The sequence below is a fragment of the Curtobacterium pusillum genome (assembly GCF_007673235.1).
In the GTDB taxonomy this organism is placed as follows: domain Bacteria; phylum Actinomycetota; class Actinomycetes; order Actinomycetales; family Microbacteriaceae; genus Curtobacterium; species Curtobacterium pusillum_C.
The window spans coordinates 402,811-417,249 of the sequence record NZ_VDZH01000001.1 but is presented as its reverse complement, the minus strand read 5'-3'; the positions used below and the strand labels follow the sequence as shown (position 1 = coordinate 417,249).

General features: G+C 71.5%; 14 protein-coding genes. 2 read left to right on the top strand and 12 right to left on the bottom strand.

Going from position 1 to position 14,439, the window contains the following annotated elements:
- Window positions 1-14 precede the first annotated feature (14 nt).
- The 3 genes from FS532_RS01895 to FS532_RS01885 are packed head-to-tail and all read right to left on the bottom strand — an operon-like array spanning window position 15 to window position 1,970.
- Window positions 15-674: a thermonuclease family protein gene (locus tag FS532_RS01895; protein ID WP_144749808.1), complete on the bottom strand. Its 660-nt coding sequence runs from the start codon at window positions 672-674 to the stop codon at window positions 15-17.
- A gap of 52 nt (window positions 675-726) precedes the next feature.
- The gene (locus FS532_RS01890) at window positions 727-1,182 is read right to left on the bottom strand and encodes an NUDIX hydrolase (protein WP_144749806.1); all 456 of its coding nucleotides are present in this window, start codon (window positions 1,180-1,182) and stop codon (window positions 727-729) included.
- A 23-nt stretch (window positions 1,183-1,205) separates the two neighbouring features.
- A complete protein-coding gene (locus FS532_RS01885; RefSeq protein ID WP_144749804.1) occupies window positions 1,206-1,970 on the bottom strand; it encodes an SDR family oxidoreductase in 765 nt (254 codons plus the stop codon).
- Between the two features lie 155 nt (window positions 1,971-2,125).
- Between FS532_RS01885 and FS532_RS01880 the strand changes: the two genes are divergently transcribed.
- Window positions 2,126-2,599, top strand: coding sequence for an NfeD family protein (locus FS532_RS01880; RefSeq protein ID WP_260852513.1), 474 nt, complete (start codon window positions 2,126-2,128; stop codon window positions 2,597-2,599).
- Window positions 2,596-3,834: an SPFH domain-containing protein gene (locus tag FS532_RS01875; protein WP_144749802.1), complete on the top strand. Its 1,239-nt coding sequence runs from the start codon at window positions 2,596-2,598 to the stop codon at window positions 3,832-3,834. Before FS532_RS01880 ends, FS532_RS01875 begins: the two co-directional genes overlap by 4 nt.
- Window positions 3,835-3,919: 85 nt before the next feature.
- Here the strand turns inward: FS532_RS01875 and FS532_RS01870 are convergent, their stop codons facing one another.
- The 9 genes from FS532_RS01870 to FS532_RS01830 all read right to left on the bottom strand — a co-directional run bounded on the left by FS532_RS01870 (window position 3,920) and on the right by FS532_RS01830 (window position 14,364).
- Window positions 3,920-4,270: an RNA polymerase-binding protein RbpA gene (locus FS532_RS01870; protein WP_079236067.1), complete on the bottom strand. Its 351-nt coding sequence runs from the start codon at window positions 4,268-4,270 to the stop codon at window positions 3,920-3,922.
- Between the two features lie 104 nt (window positions 4,271-4,374).
- Window positions 4,375-5,979 carry an apolipoprotein N-acyltransferase gene (lnt, locus tag FS532_RS01865; protein ID WP_260852511.1) on the bottom strand — a complete coding sequence of 535 codons (1,605 nt, stop codon included), beginning with the start codon at window positions 5,977-5,979 and terminating at the stop codon, window positions 4,375-4,377.
- A gap of 11 nt (window positions 5,980-5,990) precedes the next feature.
- Complete coding sequence (locus FS532_RS01860) at window positions 5,991-8,453, bottom strand: DEAD/DEAH box helicase (protein ID WP_144749800.1); 2,463 nt, start codon at window positions 8,451-8,453, stop codon at window positions 5,991-5,993.
- Window positions 8,450-9,202, bottom strand: coding sequence for a twin-arginine translocase subunit TatC (tatC, locus tag FS532_RS01855; protein WP_144750791.1), 753 nt, complete (start codon window positions 9,200-9,202; stop codon window positions 8,450-8,452). Before tatC ends, FS532_RS01860 begins: the two co-directional genes overlap by 4 nt.
- Before the next feature lie 344 nt (window positions 9,203-9,546).
- Entirely contained in the window at window positions 9,547-10,518 is a 972-nt protein-coding gene (locus FS532_RS01850; RefSeq protein WP_144749798.1) for a helix-turn-helix transcriptional regulator, read from the bottom strand.
- Window positions 10,511-11,533, bottom strand: a complete 1,023-nt coding sequence (locus FS532_RS01845) for a helix-turn-helix transcriptional regulator (protein WP_144749796.1) — start codon at window positions 11,531-11,533, stop codon at window positions 10,511-10,513. The genes FS532_RS01850 and FS532_RS01845 overlap by 8 nt, the downstream gene beginning before the upstream one ends.
- 71 nt (window positions 11,534-11,604) lie before the next feature.
- Window positions 11,605-12,534, bottom strand: coding sequence for an FKBP-type peptidyl-prolyl cis-trans isomerase (locus FS532_RS01840; RefSeq protein WP_144749794.1), 930 nt, complete (start codon window positions 12,532-12,534; stop codon window positions 11,605-11,607).
- A gap of 43 nt (window positions 12,535-12,577) precedes the next feature.
- A complete protein-coding gene (locus FS532_RS01835) occupies window positions 12,578-13,657 on the bottom strand; it encodes a tRNA (adenine-N1)-methyltransferase (RefSeq protein ID WP_260852509.1) in 1,080 nt (359 codons plus the stop codon).
- Window positions 13,654-14,364, bottom strand: a complete 711-nt coding sequence (locus FS532_RS01830) for an HAD family hydrolase (protein WP_260852508.1) — start codon at window positions 14,362-14,364, stop codon at window positions 13,654-13,656. The genes FS532_RS01835 and FS532_RS01830 overlap by 4 nt, the downstream gene beginning before the upstream one ends.
- Window positions 14,365-14,439 lie beyond the last annotated feature (75 nt).

Below are 14,439 nucleotides of genomic sequence, written 5' to 3'. Positions count from 1 at the left end.
TCGTGCGAGGACGATCAGCACCCGCCCCACCGGCCCTTCCGCTCGCTCGCGGCACGCTGCTCGAGCCCGGACAGGTACGGGTGGTTCGTGACGTTCGGCCAGACCCGGATCGCCTTCGCTGCCCCGGAGGCCACCAGCTCCCCCTCGATGAACCGCCCGTCGTCCGTCCACGCGCTGAACAGGCGTCGTCCGTAGTCGTCCCACGAGTCCCGGTCCGGCGCGACCCAGATCCGCGACCCGACCGGTGCGAGTCGCCGCAAGGCATCCGTTGCCTCGGCCGACCAGCACTGCGCCGTCGGCTGCGCCTCCGGGGTGTCCACCCCGATCAGGCGCACCCGGATCGGGTTCGTCGTGGTGACCACCGCGTTCGCGGTGTCGAGCTGCAACTGCAGCGTGTCCCCGTCGTAGACGTACCGGACGGTCATCGCGAAGGCCGCCGCGGGGCGGGCAGGTGGCTGCGTCGGTGACGGCGACGCGCCTCCAGGCTGACCACCGGGACCCTCGGGAGGCGCGACCAGCGACGGCGGACCGGCCGGCGTCGGTGCGTGGCCGGCCGATGCGCGTGCCGTGGGCGGGTCCGACGGTTCGGCCTGCGCGATCCAGACCGCGGCAGCGGTCGCGGCGACCGCCGCGACGACGACGGTCGTGACGGCGATCCGGACGCCCCTGGCCATGGGCACAACCTACGACCGACGTCGGGCGGTGTCCGGTGGCGGGTGTCCGGCCTCAGTGCGAACCGTGGCGGCGGACCAGCTCCGGGAGTTCGGCGGGCTCGAACGCCTCGTCGGTCGCGTCGAGCTCGTCGGCGGTCCACCAGCGCGAGGCCAGGATGTCGACCTGCTCGTCGTCCGTCCACTCGGCGTCGGAGAGCACGAAGCCCGGCGTCCGGACGACGTAGAACTCGGAGTGCCCGCGGTCGTGGTCGGCCTCGTCCCAGTCCACCGCGAAGTCCCACGACCACACCGGTGCGCCGGGGTCCTCGATGACGATGCCCGTCTCCTCGCGGAGCTCCCGGATCGCCGCCTGACGGTGATCCTCCCCCGGGTCGACGCCGCCGCCGGGCGTGATCCAGCGGTGGAAACCGTCCGACGACGGGGCCTTGGTGTCCATGAGGAACACCCGCCCTTCGGGGTCGAGCAGGAGGATGCGGGAGGTCCGTCGGAGTCCGGGCGCAGCAGTCACGCGGCCGAGGCTACCGGTGCCCGCTACGATGCGGTGAAGCCGCTGACGTCGCCGACGAGCTTGGTGTGGTCCGCCGGGATCGGCTCGACGGCGGCCGCGGCGATCTCGGCCGCGAACTCGGACACGCTGTAGAGCTTGCCGACCTCCTGCCGACGACCCTCGATGGCGCCGGGGTTCAGGCGGTTCAGGAGCGTGGCGGTGATCGTGCCCTCGATCATGTCCCCGGAGACGACGACGAACTCGATGTCGGCGGCCTCGAGCTGCGGGATGAGCTCGCGGAGGGCGAGTTCGCCGGCGCGCTTGCTCTTCGCGACCGGGACGTACTCGTCCATCGTCTCCGCGGTCTCGACGAAGTGCGCCTGGTGGCTCGTGACGAACACCACGCGGGAACCGGCGGGCATGTGCGGGACGGCGGTCTGCAGCATGTCGACCTGGGCGTCGCGGTTGAGACGCAGCGCGTAGTCCTCGCCGAAGCCGGACTCCATGCCGCCGGAGGCGTTCAGGACGAGGAGGTCGATGCCGCCCCACTCCTGCACGACGGTGTCGACCATCGCCTGGACGGAGTCGTGGTCGGTCAGGTCGGCGCCGACCGCCAGGGCCGAGCCACCGCCGGCGACGATCTTCTCGGCGATCTGCTCGGCGCGCTTGGCCTTGTTGCGGTAGTTCACGACGACCTTGGCGCCGGCCTCGGCCAGGTACGCGACGGTGTCGGCACCGATGCCGCGGGACGACCCCGTGACGAGGGCGCGCGTGTCGGCGAGGGATCCGGGGGCGAGGGGGTTGCTCACAGTCGTGTTCTCCAGGTTGCGTTCCGGCGGGTCGGCCGCCGTCGAGCCTACCAACCGCCTGGGCGTCCTCAGCCCCGTGCTGATATGTTGAACGGAGTTGGACCGGCCGTCGCGACGCTGCGAGCCGCCGCGCGCGACCGAGGGAGGGAGATCGCGTGAACGGAATCGATTGGATCCAGACGGTCGTCTGGATCGGCCTGGTGCTCCTGCTGGGCGTGGTCGAGGTGTTCACCCTCGACTTCATCTTCATCATGCTCGCGGCCGGTGCCGCCGGGGGGTTGATCGCCGCGCTCCTCGGCGCCCCGTGGTGGCTCTCGGCCATCATCGCGGCCGTCGTCGCACTGGTGCTGCTGTCGCTCGTACGCCCGCGCCTGCTGACCGCGCTCGGCCGGAACGCCGACCCGCACCGCACCAACGTCGAGGGGCTCATCGGGCTGCGCGGCACCGTCGCCGTCGCCTTCACCTCGTCCGCCCCCGGCCAGGTCCGCCTGGCGAACGGCGAGACCTGGAGCGCCCGCATCGCCGCCGACTCCACCGACCGAACACCGCCGCTCGGGACCCCTGTGGTCGTCGAGTCGATCGAGGGGTCGACCGCTGTCGTCCGCCTCGGAGAAAGGGCCACCTCGTGACCATCTCAGCCGGGACGATCGCACTGCTCGTCCTCATCCTGGTCGTCGTCATCTTCGTGATCGTCGTCCTGTCCCGCGCGATCCGGATCGTGCCGCAGGCGACCGCCGGGATCGTCGAACGACTCGGGAAGTACCACAAGACCCTCAACCCTGGGTTGAACCTTCTGGTGCCGTTCATCGACCGTCTCCGCCCGCTGCTGGACATGCGCGAGCAGGTCGTCTCGTTCCCGCCGCAGCCGGTGATCACCGAGGACAACCTCGTCGTGTCCATCGACACCGTCGTCTACTTCCAGGTCACCGACGCCCGTGCCGCGACCTACGAGATCGCGAACTACCTCGGTGCCGTCGAGCAACTCACGACGACCACGCTCCGCAACGTGGTCGGTGGCCTGAACCTCGAAGAGGCCCTGACCAGCCGCGACAACATCAACGGCCAGCTGCGCGTCGTGCTCGACGAGGCCACCGGTAAGTGGGGCATCCGCGTCGGCCGCGTCGAGCTCAAGGCGATCGAGCCGCCCGTGTCCATCCAGGATGCCATGGAGCAGCAGCTGCGTGCCGAGCGGAGCCGTCGTGCGGCGATCCTGCAGGCCGAGGGCACCAAGCAGTCCCAGATCCTCGAGGCCGAGGGCCAGCGGCAGGCCGCCATCCTCGCCGCCGAGGGTGATGCGAAGGCCCAGGTCCTCCGCGCCGAGGGTGAAGCCTCCGCCATCGCGACCGTGTTCGACGCGATCCACACGGGCGACCCGGACGACAAGCTGCTCTCGTACCAGTACCTGCAGATGCTGCCGAAGATCGCCGAGGGCACCGCGAACAAGCTCTGGATGATCCCGAGCGAGTTCACCGAGGCCCTGTCCGGCATCGCGAAGGGCTTCTCCGGCGGTCGCACCGGGAGCGGTCCCGTCGCGGGTGCCGGCGGTGGCGACTTCCTGTCGCGCATCTCGAAGCTCGCGAACGAGAGCCTGGCGAACACCGCCTCGGCCGACGCTGCTGCCGCTGCTGCACCCCGTGCCGATGCCACCTCCGCGGACATCGTGCCGGAGTCCGAGCTCGACCAGCGTCTGGCGGAGTCGAACCGCAGCGTCGACGCGCACCTCGCCGCCGCGGACGACGAAGCCGCGCAACAGCTCGACGACGCCGCCGCGCAGACCGACGCCGCGGCACAGGCTGAGGCCGCCGCACCGCAGGCCGACGACGCGTCCGGCCACCGCACGAGCGACGGGTCGGGCCGCCGCTGACGCAGGCCTCCCCCGCACGCGACGCCGCACACGACGACGCCCGCCCCGGATGACCGGGGCGGGCGTCGTCGTGTGTCAGGTGGTGTCAGGCGCCACGTCGTGCGCGGAGGAACTGCAGGCGCTCCTGCAGGAGTTCCTCGAGCTCTTCCCGCGAGCGGCGCTCGAGCAGCATGTCCCAGTGGGTCCTGGGGGCCTTCACGTCCTCCTCGGCGACCTCGACGGGGATGCCGTCGTCACCGAGCAGACGACCTTCGCGACCGGAGCGTGGCTCCGACCAGGTCTGGGGCACGTCTGCGTCCGCGGAGAAGACGATGTCGAACGTCTCACCCGAATCGGTCTGGTAGACCGCGCGCTTGCGGTCGGAGAGCTCGACGCCCTCCTCGCTCTGGAGGCTCTGACTCCCGAGCCGCATGCCGCGGAGACTCCGATCAGCCATGTGTGTGCTCCTCTCGCTCGTCTGCCCTCCCCAACACTGTCCCACGTGGGATCACTCCCGGACCGGCGCATTCACAGTCCGTTCCCAGTGGGAGGGCGCGGCGCTCAGGATCGACGGCGGATCCGCGAGCCCCAGGGGGCGCAGGCGAGCAGGGTGAGCAGCCCGCCGAGCGAGAGCAGGAGCGCGATCGATCCGGAGGCCACCGTCGCCGGGGTCGTCGAGGTCCCGAGGGGCACGTCGGTGATCATCGACGTCGCCGTGTACTCCGGGACCCGGTCGATCGTGCGGCCGCTCGGGTCGATGACCTGCGACGCCCCGACGGTCGAGATGTTGACGAGCGAGCGTCCGGTCTCGATGGCCCGCATCCGGGCGATCTCGAGCTGCTGCAGGTTCTCGTCGGTGCCCGAGAAGTCCGCGTTGTTCGTCTGCGCGAGGATCACCTGCGCTCCCCCGCGCGCCATGTCGCGGGTGAGTCCGTCGTCGACGATGTCGAAGCAGATCGCGATGCCCGCCTTGACCCCGGCGACCGACAGCACGTTCGGCTTCGTGCCCGGCGTGTAGTCGCGCTGCAGCAGCCCGATGAGCGACGGAGCGAGCTTCGAGAAGAACCAGCGGTCGGGCACGTACTCGCCGAACGGCACCGGACGCTTCTTGTCGTAGGACGACTGCCACCCGTCGGCCGTCCACACGAAGGACGTGTTGTGCAGCACGCCCGAGGGCGTCTGCGTGATGGCGCCGGCAACGATCGGTGCCCCGACGGAGTCGACGACCGAGTCGAGTGCCGAGGCGATGACGGGCTGCTGCCGGGGGTCGAACTCGGCGGAGGCCTCCGGCCAGACGACGAGGTCGACGCCCTTCGCGTCGACGTCGGTCGCGGTGACCTGCGACTCGAGGACCTCGCCCGGGGCCGCGCGGTCGAAGTACCCGGCGGGACCGTTCCCCTGGACGGACTCGATGCGGATCGACCCGCTCGTGGCGGTCGGCCACGCGGGCACGGCGAGGACCGCGGCGACGAGGAGCCCGGCCGTCGCGATCCGCATCGGCACGCGCACGGCCACGCCGGGACCGCGCGGCACGACGAGCGCGAGTGAGAGCACCACGGCGACGCAGTAGACGACGACGAACGTCACACCGAGGACGCCGACGTACGCGGCCAGGTGAGCGAACGGACTCTCGGACTGCGACAGCCCGACGCGCCCCCAGGCGAAGCCGCCGTAGGGCCAGCTCCCCGAGAACCACTCGCGTCCGGTCCAGAGTGCGGCGACGACGGCCGGGAGGCCCCACACGCGTCCGGCGGTCGACGGCACCACGCGGGCGACCCAGCGGTACGCCAGGGCGATCGCCACGCTGCCGAGTGCGAAGAACACGGCCTCGAACAACGCGAGCGCGAACCACGGGACCGGCCCGAGGTAGCGGCCCGCCCACGAGATGGCCGGGACGTAGAAGGCCGCGCCGGCGACGTAGCCGAGCCAGGCGGCGCGCCACGCGCGCTGCCCCATCGCGGCGAGCAGCATGCACGCGAGAGCCGGGTACGCGAGGAACCACCAACCCGGCGACGGGAACGACAGCGCGAACAGCACCCCGCCGATCACCGCGAGCGGGAACGCCTGCGCGAGCGGGAGTGCGTCGAACGGTCCACGCGCGGGCCGGACCTGCGGGGTCTGGACGTGACCGCGCGCCGGACGCGCAGTGGTGTCGAGGAGCTGCACCGTGCCTCCCGTCAGACCGCTGCGTAGGCGACGATGCCACGGCGCACCGCGTCCGTCGCCCGCCGGGCGGTCTGGGCGAGGTCCTCGTCGCCCGCGTTGCGGATCTGGTCGAGGAGGTCGATGACCTGCTTCGACCAGCGCACGAAGTCGCCCGCGGGAAGGTCGAGCGTCCGCAGGACGTCGTCGAGCGCGGAGCCGGACGCCCACCGGAACATGCCGACCGCGGCCGCCGGGGTGGGCGGCTGGGAGCCCGCGAGCCGGGCGTCGCGCTCGATGTCGTCGAGGCGGGACCAGATCGTCAGGGTCTCGTCGAGCGCCGGACGGAACGCTCCCCGGGGCAGGGCGTGTTCGGTGCCGGGCGCGTCCTCGCGTCGGGGCTGGTACACGATCGTGGCTGCCATCGCGGCGAGCTGTGCGGGCGTCAGGTCCTTCCAGACCCCGGCCTCGAGGCACTCGGCGACGAGGAGGTCCCGCTCGCCGTAGATGCGCTGCAACCGACGACCGCCAGCGGCGACCGTCGCCTCGCCGTCGCCGGTGGGCACGAGGTACCCGAGCTGCAGGAGCACGTCGGTGACACGGTCGAAGGTCGTGGCGACCGCACCCGTGCGGGAGCGGATCTGCTGGACGAGCTTGTCGTTGGCGCGCTTCAGCTTGTACCAGCGCTCGGACCAGCGGGCGTGGGCCTCGCGGTCGGGGCAGGCGTGGCAGGGGTGGCGCTGCATCCGGCGTCGGACGTCGGTGATCGCCGCCTGCCGCTCGGCCCGGGCACCGTGCGAGGCCTCACGGCCGCCGGGCACGTTCGTGCGCTCGAGGTCGGAGAGCTCACGGCGCAGGGCCGCGTACTCGGTGAAATCGCCGAGGTGGCACTGCATCGCCTGCTGGTAGCCGTCGAGCGACTCCTGCTGCGACCGAACCTTGCGGGCGAGGTCGACCACCGAGCGGTCTGCCTGGAACTGCGCGAACGAGGTCTCGAGGACCTCGCGGGTGCGCTGCCGGCCGAACTGGTCGATGAGGTTCACGGCCATGTTGTACGTCGGCTTGAACGAGGAGTTGAGCGGGTAGGTCCGTCGGCTCGCGAGCGACGCCACGGCCTGCGGGTCGAGGCCGTCGGACCACTGGATGACCGAGTGCCCCTCGACGTCGATCCCGCGACGACCGGCACGACCGGTGAGCTGGGTGTACTCCCCCGGCGTGATCGGCACCCGGGCCTCGCCGTTGAACTTCTCGAGCTTCTCGAGCACGACCGTGCGCGCCGGCATGTTCACGCCGAGCGCCAGGGTCTCCGTCGCGAACACGACCTTGAGCAGCTTGCGCTGGAACAGGTCCTCGACGACCTCCTTGAACGCCGGCAGGAGCCCGGCGTGGTGTGCCGCGACGCCGCGTTCGAGTCCCTCGAGCCACTCCCAGTAGCCGAGGACGGCGAGGTCCTCGTCGAGGAGGGTCCGGCAGTGGTACTCCGCGGTCTCACGGATCTCGTTGCGCTCCGGTGCCGTCGTCAGGGACAGCCCCGAGCGCAGGACGTTCCGGACGCCCTGGTCGCAGCCGTTGCGGCTGAACACGAAGAAGATCGCGGGCAGGAGCATCCGCTCGTCGAGCATGTGCGCGATCCGCTCGCGGTGCAGCTTCTCGGTGCGCGGACCACGACGGTCGTGGTACCCACCACGACCCCGGCCGCCCCGGTGTCCGCCGCCGTGCCGCTCGCTGCGGGCCGCTCCGCCGACGAGGCGCAGGAGCTCGGGGTTCACCCGGTTGGTCGCCGCGGCGCCGCTGGAGTCGAACAGGTCGACCATCTTCGACCCGACGAGCACGTGCTGCTCGAGCGGGACCGGACGGTCCTCGGACACGATGACGTCCGTGTCACCGCGGACGGTCTGCAGCCAGTCGCCGAACTCCTCGGCGTTCGACACGGTGGCGCTGAGGGAGACCAGCCGGACCTCGGTCGGGAGGTGCAGGATCACCTCTTCCCACACCGCGCCACGGAAGCGGTCGGCCAGGTAGTGGACCTCGTCGAGGACGACCCAGGCGAGGTCGTCGAGCAGGTCGGAGTCCGCGTAGATCATGTTGCGGAGCACCTCGGTCGTCATCACGACCACCCGGGCGCGCGGGTTCACGTTCGTGTCACCGGTGAGCAGCCCCACCTCGGACTCGCCGTAGACGTCCACCAGCTCGGCGTACTTCTGGTTGCTCAGCGCCTTCATCGGCGTCGTGTAGAACACCTTCGCCGTGGGCTGGCGCATCGCCAGCCAGATCGCGAACTCGGCGACGATGGTCTTGCCGGCACCGGTCGGCGCGGCGACGAGGACGCTGCGCCCCTGGTCGAGCGCGTCGCACGCGGCGAACTGGAACGGGTCGAGGTCGAACCGCAGGTCCGCACGGAAGAGTTCGAGGTTGCGCGAGCGGTTCCGCACCTTCGCCGCCGCGAACCGCTCGGCGGCGCTCGGTCCGGCGGCGTCCTGCTGCTTGCTGGGACTCACAGTCCGTACTCTTCGTCGAGCTTCGCCTGGCGCTTCGCGACCCGGCGGTCGTGCAGCCACGTCACGAAGCAGGCCGCGACGTAGAGCACGATCATCGGGACGGCGAGCAGGAACATCGAGATGACGTCGGCGCTCGGCGTGACGATCGCGCAGAAGACCAGGATGCAGAGGATCGCGATCCGCCACGACTTGATGATCGAGCTCGCCGACAGCACGCCGACGAAGTTCAGCAGCACGAGGAACACCGGCAGCACGAACGCGATGCCGACGGCCACGATGAGCTTGATGACGAAGTCGTAGTAGGCCTTCGCGTCGACGATCGAGGTGTCCTGGCTCGACACGAAGCTGCCGAGGATCCCGACCACGTGCGGCAGGATGTACCACCCGAACCAGCAGCCCGCGAAGAACAGCGGGATCGCGGTGCCGAGGAAGCCGAACACGTACTGCTTCTCGCGCCGGACCAGTGCCGGGACGATGAACGCCCAGATCTGGTACAGCCAGACCGGGCTGGAGATGATGATGCCGATCGTGATCGCGATCTGCAGCTTCAGGTCGAACGCACCCGTGATCATCGGGAAGTTCAGCTCGGCCGTGTGCCCGCCGACCTTGGCGAGCTGTGCGACCGGGGACCGCAGCGAATCGAGCACGAACGGGGTGAGGAACCACCCGCCCACGGCGCACACCGCCACCGCGATCACGGCCTTGAACAGGCGGTTGCGCAGCTCGATGAGGTGCTGCCCGAGCGACATGCGGCCGTCGGTGTCCTTCGCCGGACGCCCGGTCCGCCTCGCTCGCCCGCGCGCGGTCGTCGAAGCCATGTGCACGATCCTACGGGACCGGGGCCGACAGTCCGCCGCGGGGGCGTGCGTTCGCACAGGCAGGCCCAGCGGTTCTTCCCATCGCGGGCGACCTGGGAAGCGGGATCGCGCGTAGGAGGCTGAAAAGAAGGGCCTCCTACGCGCGAAACGGCACCCTAAGCTCGAAATGGCACCCTACGCGCGGAACGGCACCAGGGCGGACGGGAGGCGCGGGGCGGGCTGGCACCGTGCCTCCAGGCCGGCGGTGGCCGGGACGCGCCGGGGGCGACGCGGCGTCAGTACGCGGCGAGGGCTGCGGCTGCGAAGTCGCGGACGGCGGCGCGCGCCGCCGGCGGGTCGAGCACGACCGCACGACCGGGCAGGCCGGCGACCAGGCGCACCACGCCGTCGAACCCGTTCGACGCCGCGAGCCGGATGCGCACCCGTCCGTCGCCGTCGGGCGCGTCGGCGGTGTCGGCGAGGAAGTCCGCGACGAGCGGCAACGACGACGAGTCGAGCTCGACGGTGACGATGACGTCCTCGGCGGCCTGCTGGAACAGCGTGTCGGGGATCACGACGTCGTCGGTGGACTTCTCCACCGCGCGGTCGTCGACCCGGACGGCGGACATCCGGTCGAGTCGGAAGGTCCGGAGCGCCTGCCGGTCGAGGTCCCACGCGCGGAGGTACCAGTCGGTGTCGATGGACTCGACGCGCAGCGGGTCGACCCGGCGGGGACCGCCCTGGGTGCGCGGACCGGCGTACTCGAACGCGAGCCCCCGGCCGTCGGCCATGGCGCGCCGGATCGTGGCGAGGGCGACGTCGTGCAGGTCCTGCCCGACGGCGACGTTCGCCGCCGCTCCCCCGGCACCGCGGGACAGCTTCGCCATCAGGGCGCGGATCGCGTCGCGGTCGGCGGCCTCGGGCAGCGCCGACAGGTACTGCAGGCCGGCGATGAGGGCCGAGGCCTCGCGGGCGGAGAGCCGCGGGGAGTCGTCGATCGCGACGAGGTTCGTCAGGACGATCATGTCGTTCTGGTCGAAGTCGTCCCAGGCGATGTCGAACAGGTCGCCGTGCTGGTACTGCATCGTCTCGCCGGGGACACCGGACACCGCGATGAGCTCGACGGCGCGGCGGATCCGGGTCTCGGGCACGCCGAAGTGCCGGGCCGCCTCGGCCACGGAGACGCGTTCCCGGTCGATGAGGTACGGCACGAGGGCCAGCAGGAACGCCAGCTTGTCCTGCGCCTGGAGCGGTTGCTGCTCAGCCACGGTCCGTCCCTTCGTGGTCGGCGACGAGGGCGCGGAGACGCGAGGTCACGCGGTCGCGCAGGTCGGCAGGCTCGAGGACCTGGACCTCCGGTCCGAAGGCGGCGAGTTCCTCGGCGAGGATCTGCGGGTCGACGTGGTGCAGCACGAGCACCCCGGCGTCGTCGGTCTCGGTGTCCCGGCGGCGCGCGAGGCGTCGTTCGGCGTCGGACCCCGGCGCGACCCGGATCCGCGCGGTGCGGGACGCCCAGATGCGCTCGAGCTCGGTGAGCGTGCGCTCCCCGGCGCCGGCGGGTGCCGGGTGCTGCCCGACCTCGTACGGGGTGACCGGTCCGACGATCCGCGACAGCAGGTAGTTCTTGTCAGAGTCGCTGGCGAACTCGTGCGCCGCGAGCATCCACCGCCCGCCGTGCTGGACCAGCGCGAGGGGTGCAACCTGACGACGTCGGGCCTCGTGCTGGCCGGGCGTGATGTAGTCGAACCGGACGGCCGCCGCACGGTCGAGTGCCGCGCGGAGCGGCTCGAACGCGACGTCGCGCGCCCGGAGGCGCGGGGCGTAGGCGTCGACGCCGAGCGCACCGGCACCCTCGTCGTCCTCCGACCCGGCGGAACGCACCTTGAGGAGCCCCCGTCGGGAGTCGGCGGAGAGCGCACCCTCGCGCCAGGCCATCGCCGCGAGCGACAGCAGCGCGGACTCGTCCGGCGTGAAGCGGACGTCGACGGGCAGGTCGTACTCGCCCTTCGGGATCCGGTACCGCAGCGTCTGGTTGTTCCCCGCCGCACCCGGGGTCTCGATCGTCTCGAGCGGGATGCCGAGCTCGCGGACGTCGTCCTTGTCTCGTTCGAACTGGCGCTCCAGCGAGGCGTTGTCGCCGCCGGTCGTGAACCGCTGGCGGTAGCCCTGCACGTTCGCGAGGATCTCGGACTTCGTCAGCCCGGACTCCGTCGAGAGCAGCGCGAGCACCAGGCTGAACAGCCGTTCCTCGGCAGGCACACGGGGCACACGGGTCGCTGGCACGAGCCGATCCTACGGCAGCGCGGGTGCACCGAAGTGCACCCGCGCCGCGGTCAGTGGACGGTCGAGAGGGGTCAGCTCGAGATCTTCCCGAGGACGTCGATCACGTACGCGTACGCGGTGCCCTGCTGGTGGACGATCGCGAGCACCTGGTCACCGACGCGATGTCCGACGATGGCGTTCCGGACGCCCTCAGCGACCTGGCCCTTGGCGAGCGGCACGGTCTGCGCGCCCGAGCCGTCGGTCCAGCTGGAGCCGGCGACGGTGGCGTCCGCGCCGTCCGTTCCCCACGTGACGGCGGTGTACTTGATGAGCGCGGTGTCCTTCGCGGTCAGCTCGGCACCGGAGCCCTTGCGGAGCAGGTGGGTCTCGTCGGAGGACGGCGCCTTCCACGACGGGATCGTGATGCCGGGGGCGCCGGACGGGGCGAGCACCACGGCGGGCATCTTGTCGCCCGCGAGCTGCGGCGTCCCGGTGGCGCGGGCGTCGAAGGCCTTCTTGACGTCGATGACGGCGATGACGGCGTCCTCGGTCTTCTTGGAGCTCGTGCCGGTGTCGCCGGTGGAACCGGAGCTCAGGGCGCTCTTCGGCAGGGCGACGGCCAGGCGGTCGCCGACGTGCGCGCACTCGAGCGCGGCACCGAGGGCACCGTAGTTGTCGGCGCCGGCGGTGATCGGGGCGGTCTGCCCGGAGTAGCCGCTGGTCTGTGCGACCTCACCCGTGGCGCCGTCGACCAGGGTGTACTCGATGACGACGGGGGTGCCGTCCTCGACCTCGCGCCCGTCGCCGGTCCGCAGCACGGAGACCTGCGTGCCCTTCGTGGTGAGGCCGCTCGGGACGGAGACCTTCGGCTCCTTGCCGAACGAACCGGTGGCGGTCACCGCCTCGGACGCGGCACCGGGAGCGGCACAGCTCGACGGCGTCGTGCCGGCCCCGCTGGACGCGCAGCCGGTGAGCGCTGCGGCGAGGCCGATGGTGACCAGGAGTGCGGGGATGGTGCGCACGGACCCTCTTTCCGTTCGATGCAGGACGGGCACGTCGCGTAGCCTACCGGTCGCTCTCAGCAGCGCCGTCCGCCTCGGCCGCTGCGACCTTGCGGGCCTGGGCGGCGGCCTGGCGTGCGACCTTGCGGAGCTTCTTGTCGCTGGCCGACCGCTCGCCCACGGCGCCGGGGGTCCAGGCCTCGATGTCCTCGTCGGAGAACTCGACCTTGCCTGCGCGACGCTTCAGGTTCGGCAGCACGACACCGTCGGCCAGACGGCGCGCGGTGACGAGGAACCCGGTGTGCCCGACCATGCGGTGGTCCGGTCGGACGGCGAGGCCCTCGACGTGCCAGGTGCGGACGAGGGTCTCGCTCGACTGCGGGTCGGTGAAGCGGCCGGTGTCGCGGAGCGCCTCGGCCGTGCGGGACAGCTGCGTGACCGTCGCGACGTAACAGACGATGAGTCCGCCGGGCACGAGGGCGTCGGCGGCGGCGTCGACGCACTCCCACGGCGCGAGCATGTCGAGCACGACGCGGTCGATGCTCTGCGGCTCCGTGGCACCGGGCAGTTCCTCGACGAGGTCCCCGACGGTCACCGACCAGTTGTCCGGGACAGCACCGAGGAAGGTGCCGACGTTGCCCCGGGCGATCGCGGCGAACTCCTCGCGACGCTCGAAGGACTGCAGCTGCCCGGTCGGGCCGATCGCGCGCAGCAGGAACAGGGAGAGCGCACCGGAGCCGACACCGGCCTCGACCACGCGGGCGCCGGGGAACACGTCGGCGAAGGCGACGATCTGGGCCGCGTCCTTCGGGTAGACGATCGCCGCGCCGCGGGGCATCGACATGACGTAGTCGTTGAGGAGCGGTCGCAGCGCGAGGTACTCGTCGCCGGTGCTCGCCCGGATGACCGAGCCGTCCGGCTGGCCGATCACGTCGTCGTGCCGGAGCACGCCGCGGTGGGTGTGGTACTCGCCGGCGACCTCGAGCGAGAGCGTCGTCAGCTTGCCCTTCGGACCGGTCAGCTGGACGCGGTCACCGGCACGGAACGGCCCGCGCGGCGGGGTGTGCGGTGCACCGCCGGCAGTGTGCGGCAGGGCGTCGGTGAGGCCGGTCGGGTCGGCGGGGTTCGGGACGGCGTCGGTCATCGCGCGACCTCCTGGGTGCGGGCGGCGAGTGCCGGACCGGTCAGCTCGACCAGGCGGTCGACGTCCACGCCGGCGAGGGTGGTGAGGTGCACGTCACCACCGGTGATGTCGGACAGCGGGACGATGTGCTCGACGGCCACCGTGACGGCACCGGACGCGACGGCCGAGGCGACACCGGTCGCGGAGTCCTCGATCGCGACGCAGGCCGTGGCGTCCACCCCGAGCTGCGCGGCGGCGGACAGGTACGCGTCGGGGAAGGGCTTCGGACGCTCGACGTCGTCACCGGCGACGACGACCCGGAAGCCACGGTCCCCCAGGGCCTCGGCCGCGACGAGGGCCATCTTGCGACGGGACATCGTCACGAGGGCGGTGGGGATGCCACGGGCGTGCAGTCCCTCGATGAGCTCACGCGCGCCCGGACGCCAGGGCAGTTCGGCGTCGCGCAGTCGCACCATGACGTACTCGGTCATCCACTGGATGATCTCCTCGACCTCCATGTCGACGCCCTTGTCGCGGAGGATCTCCCCCGAGCGCTCGAGGCCGCTGCCCACCAGGGCCAGACCGTCCTCGTGGGTCCAGACGACGCCGTAGCGGTCGGTGAGCTCCACCTGGGACTGCTGCCAGATCGGCTCGGTGTCGATGATCGTGCCGTCCATGTCCCACAGCACGGCTGCGGGCAGGACTCGGTCGGGATGCTGGGCGGTCACGGGCGACGAGTCTACCGGGGCGGTCCGACGCGCTTTCCGCTCAGCGCGGACGGGCGGGCGCGGGGAACGCCAGCG

Bases quoted from the DNA above. Each gene is read 5' to 3' on its own strand.
- FS532_RS01895 (WP_144749808.1), bottom strand. From the start codon at position 674: ATGGCCAGGGGCGTCCGGATCGCCGTCACGACCGTCGTCGTCGCGGCG.
- FS532_RS01870 (WP_079236067.1), bottom strand. From the start codon at position 4,270: ATGGCTGATCGGAGTCTCCGCGGCATGCGGCTCGGGAGTCAGAGCCTC.
- tatC (WP_144750791.1), bottom strand. From the start codon at position 9,202: ATGTCGCTCGGGCAGCACCTCATCGAGCTGCGCAACCGCCTGTTCAAG.
- FS532_RS01835 (WP_260852509.1), bottom strand. From the start codon at position 13,657: ATGACCGACGCCGTCCCGAACCCCGCCGACCCGACCGGCCTCACCGAC.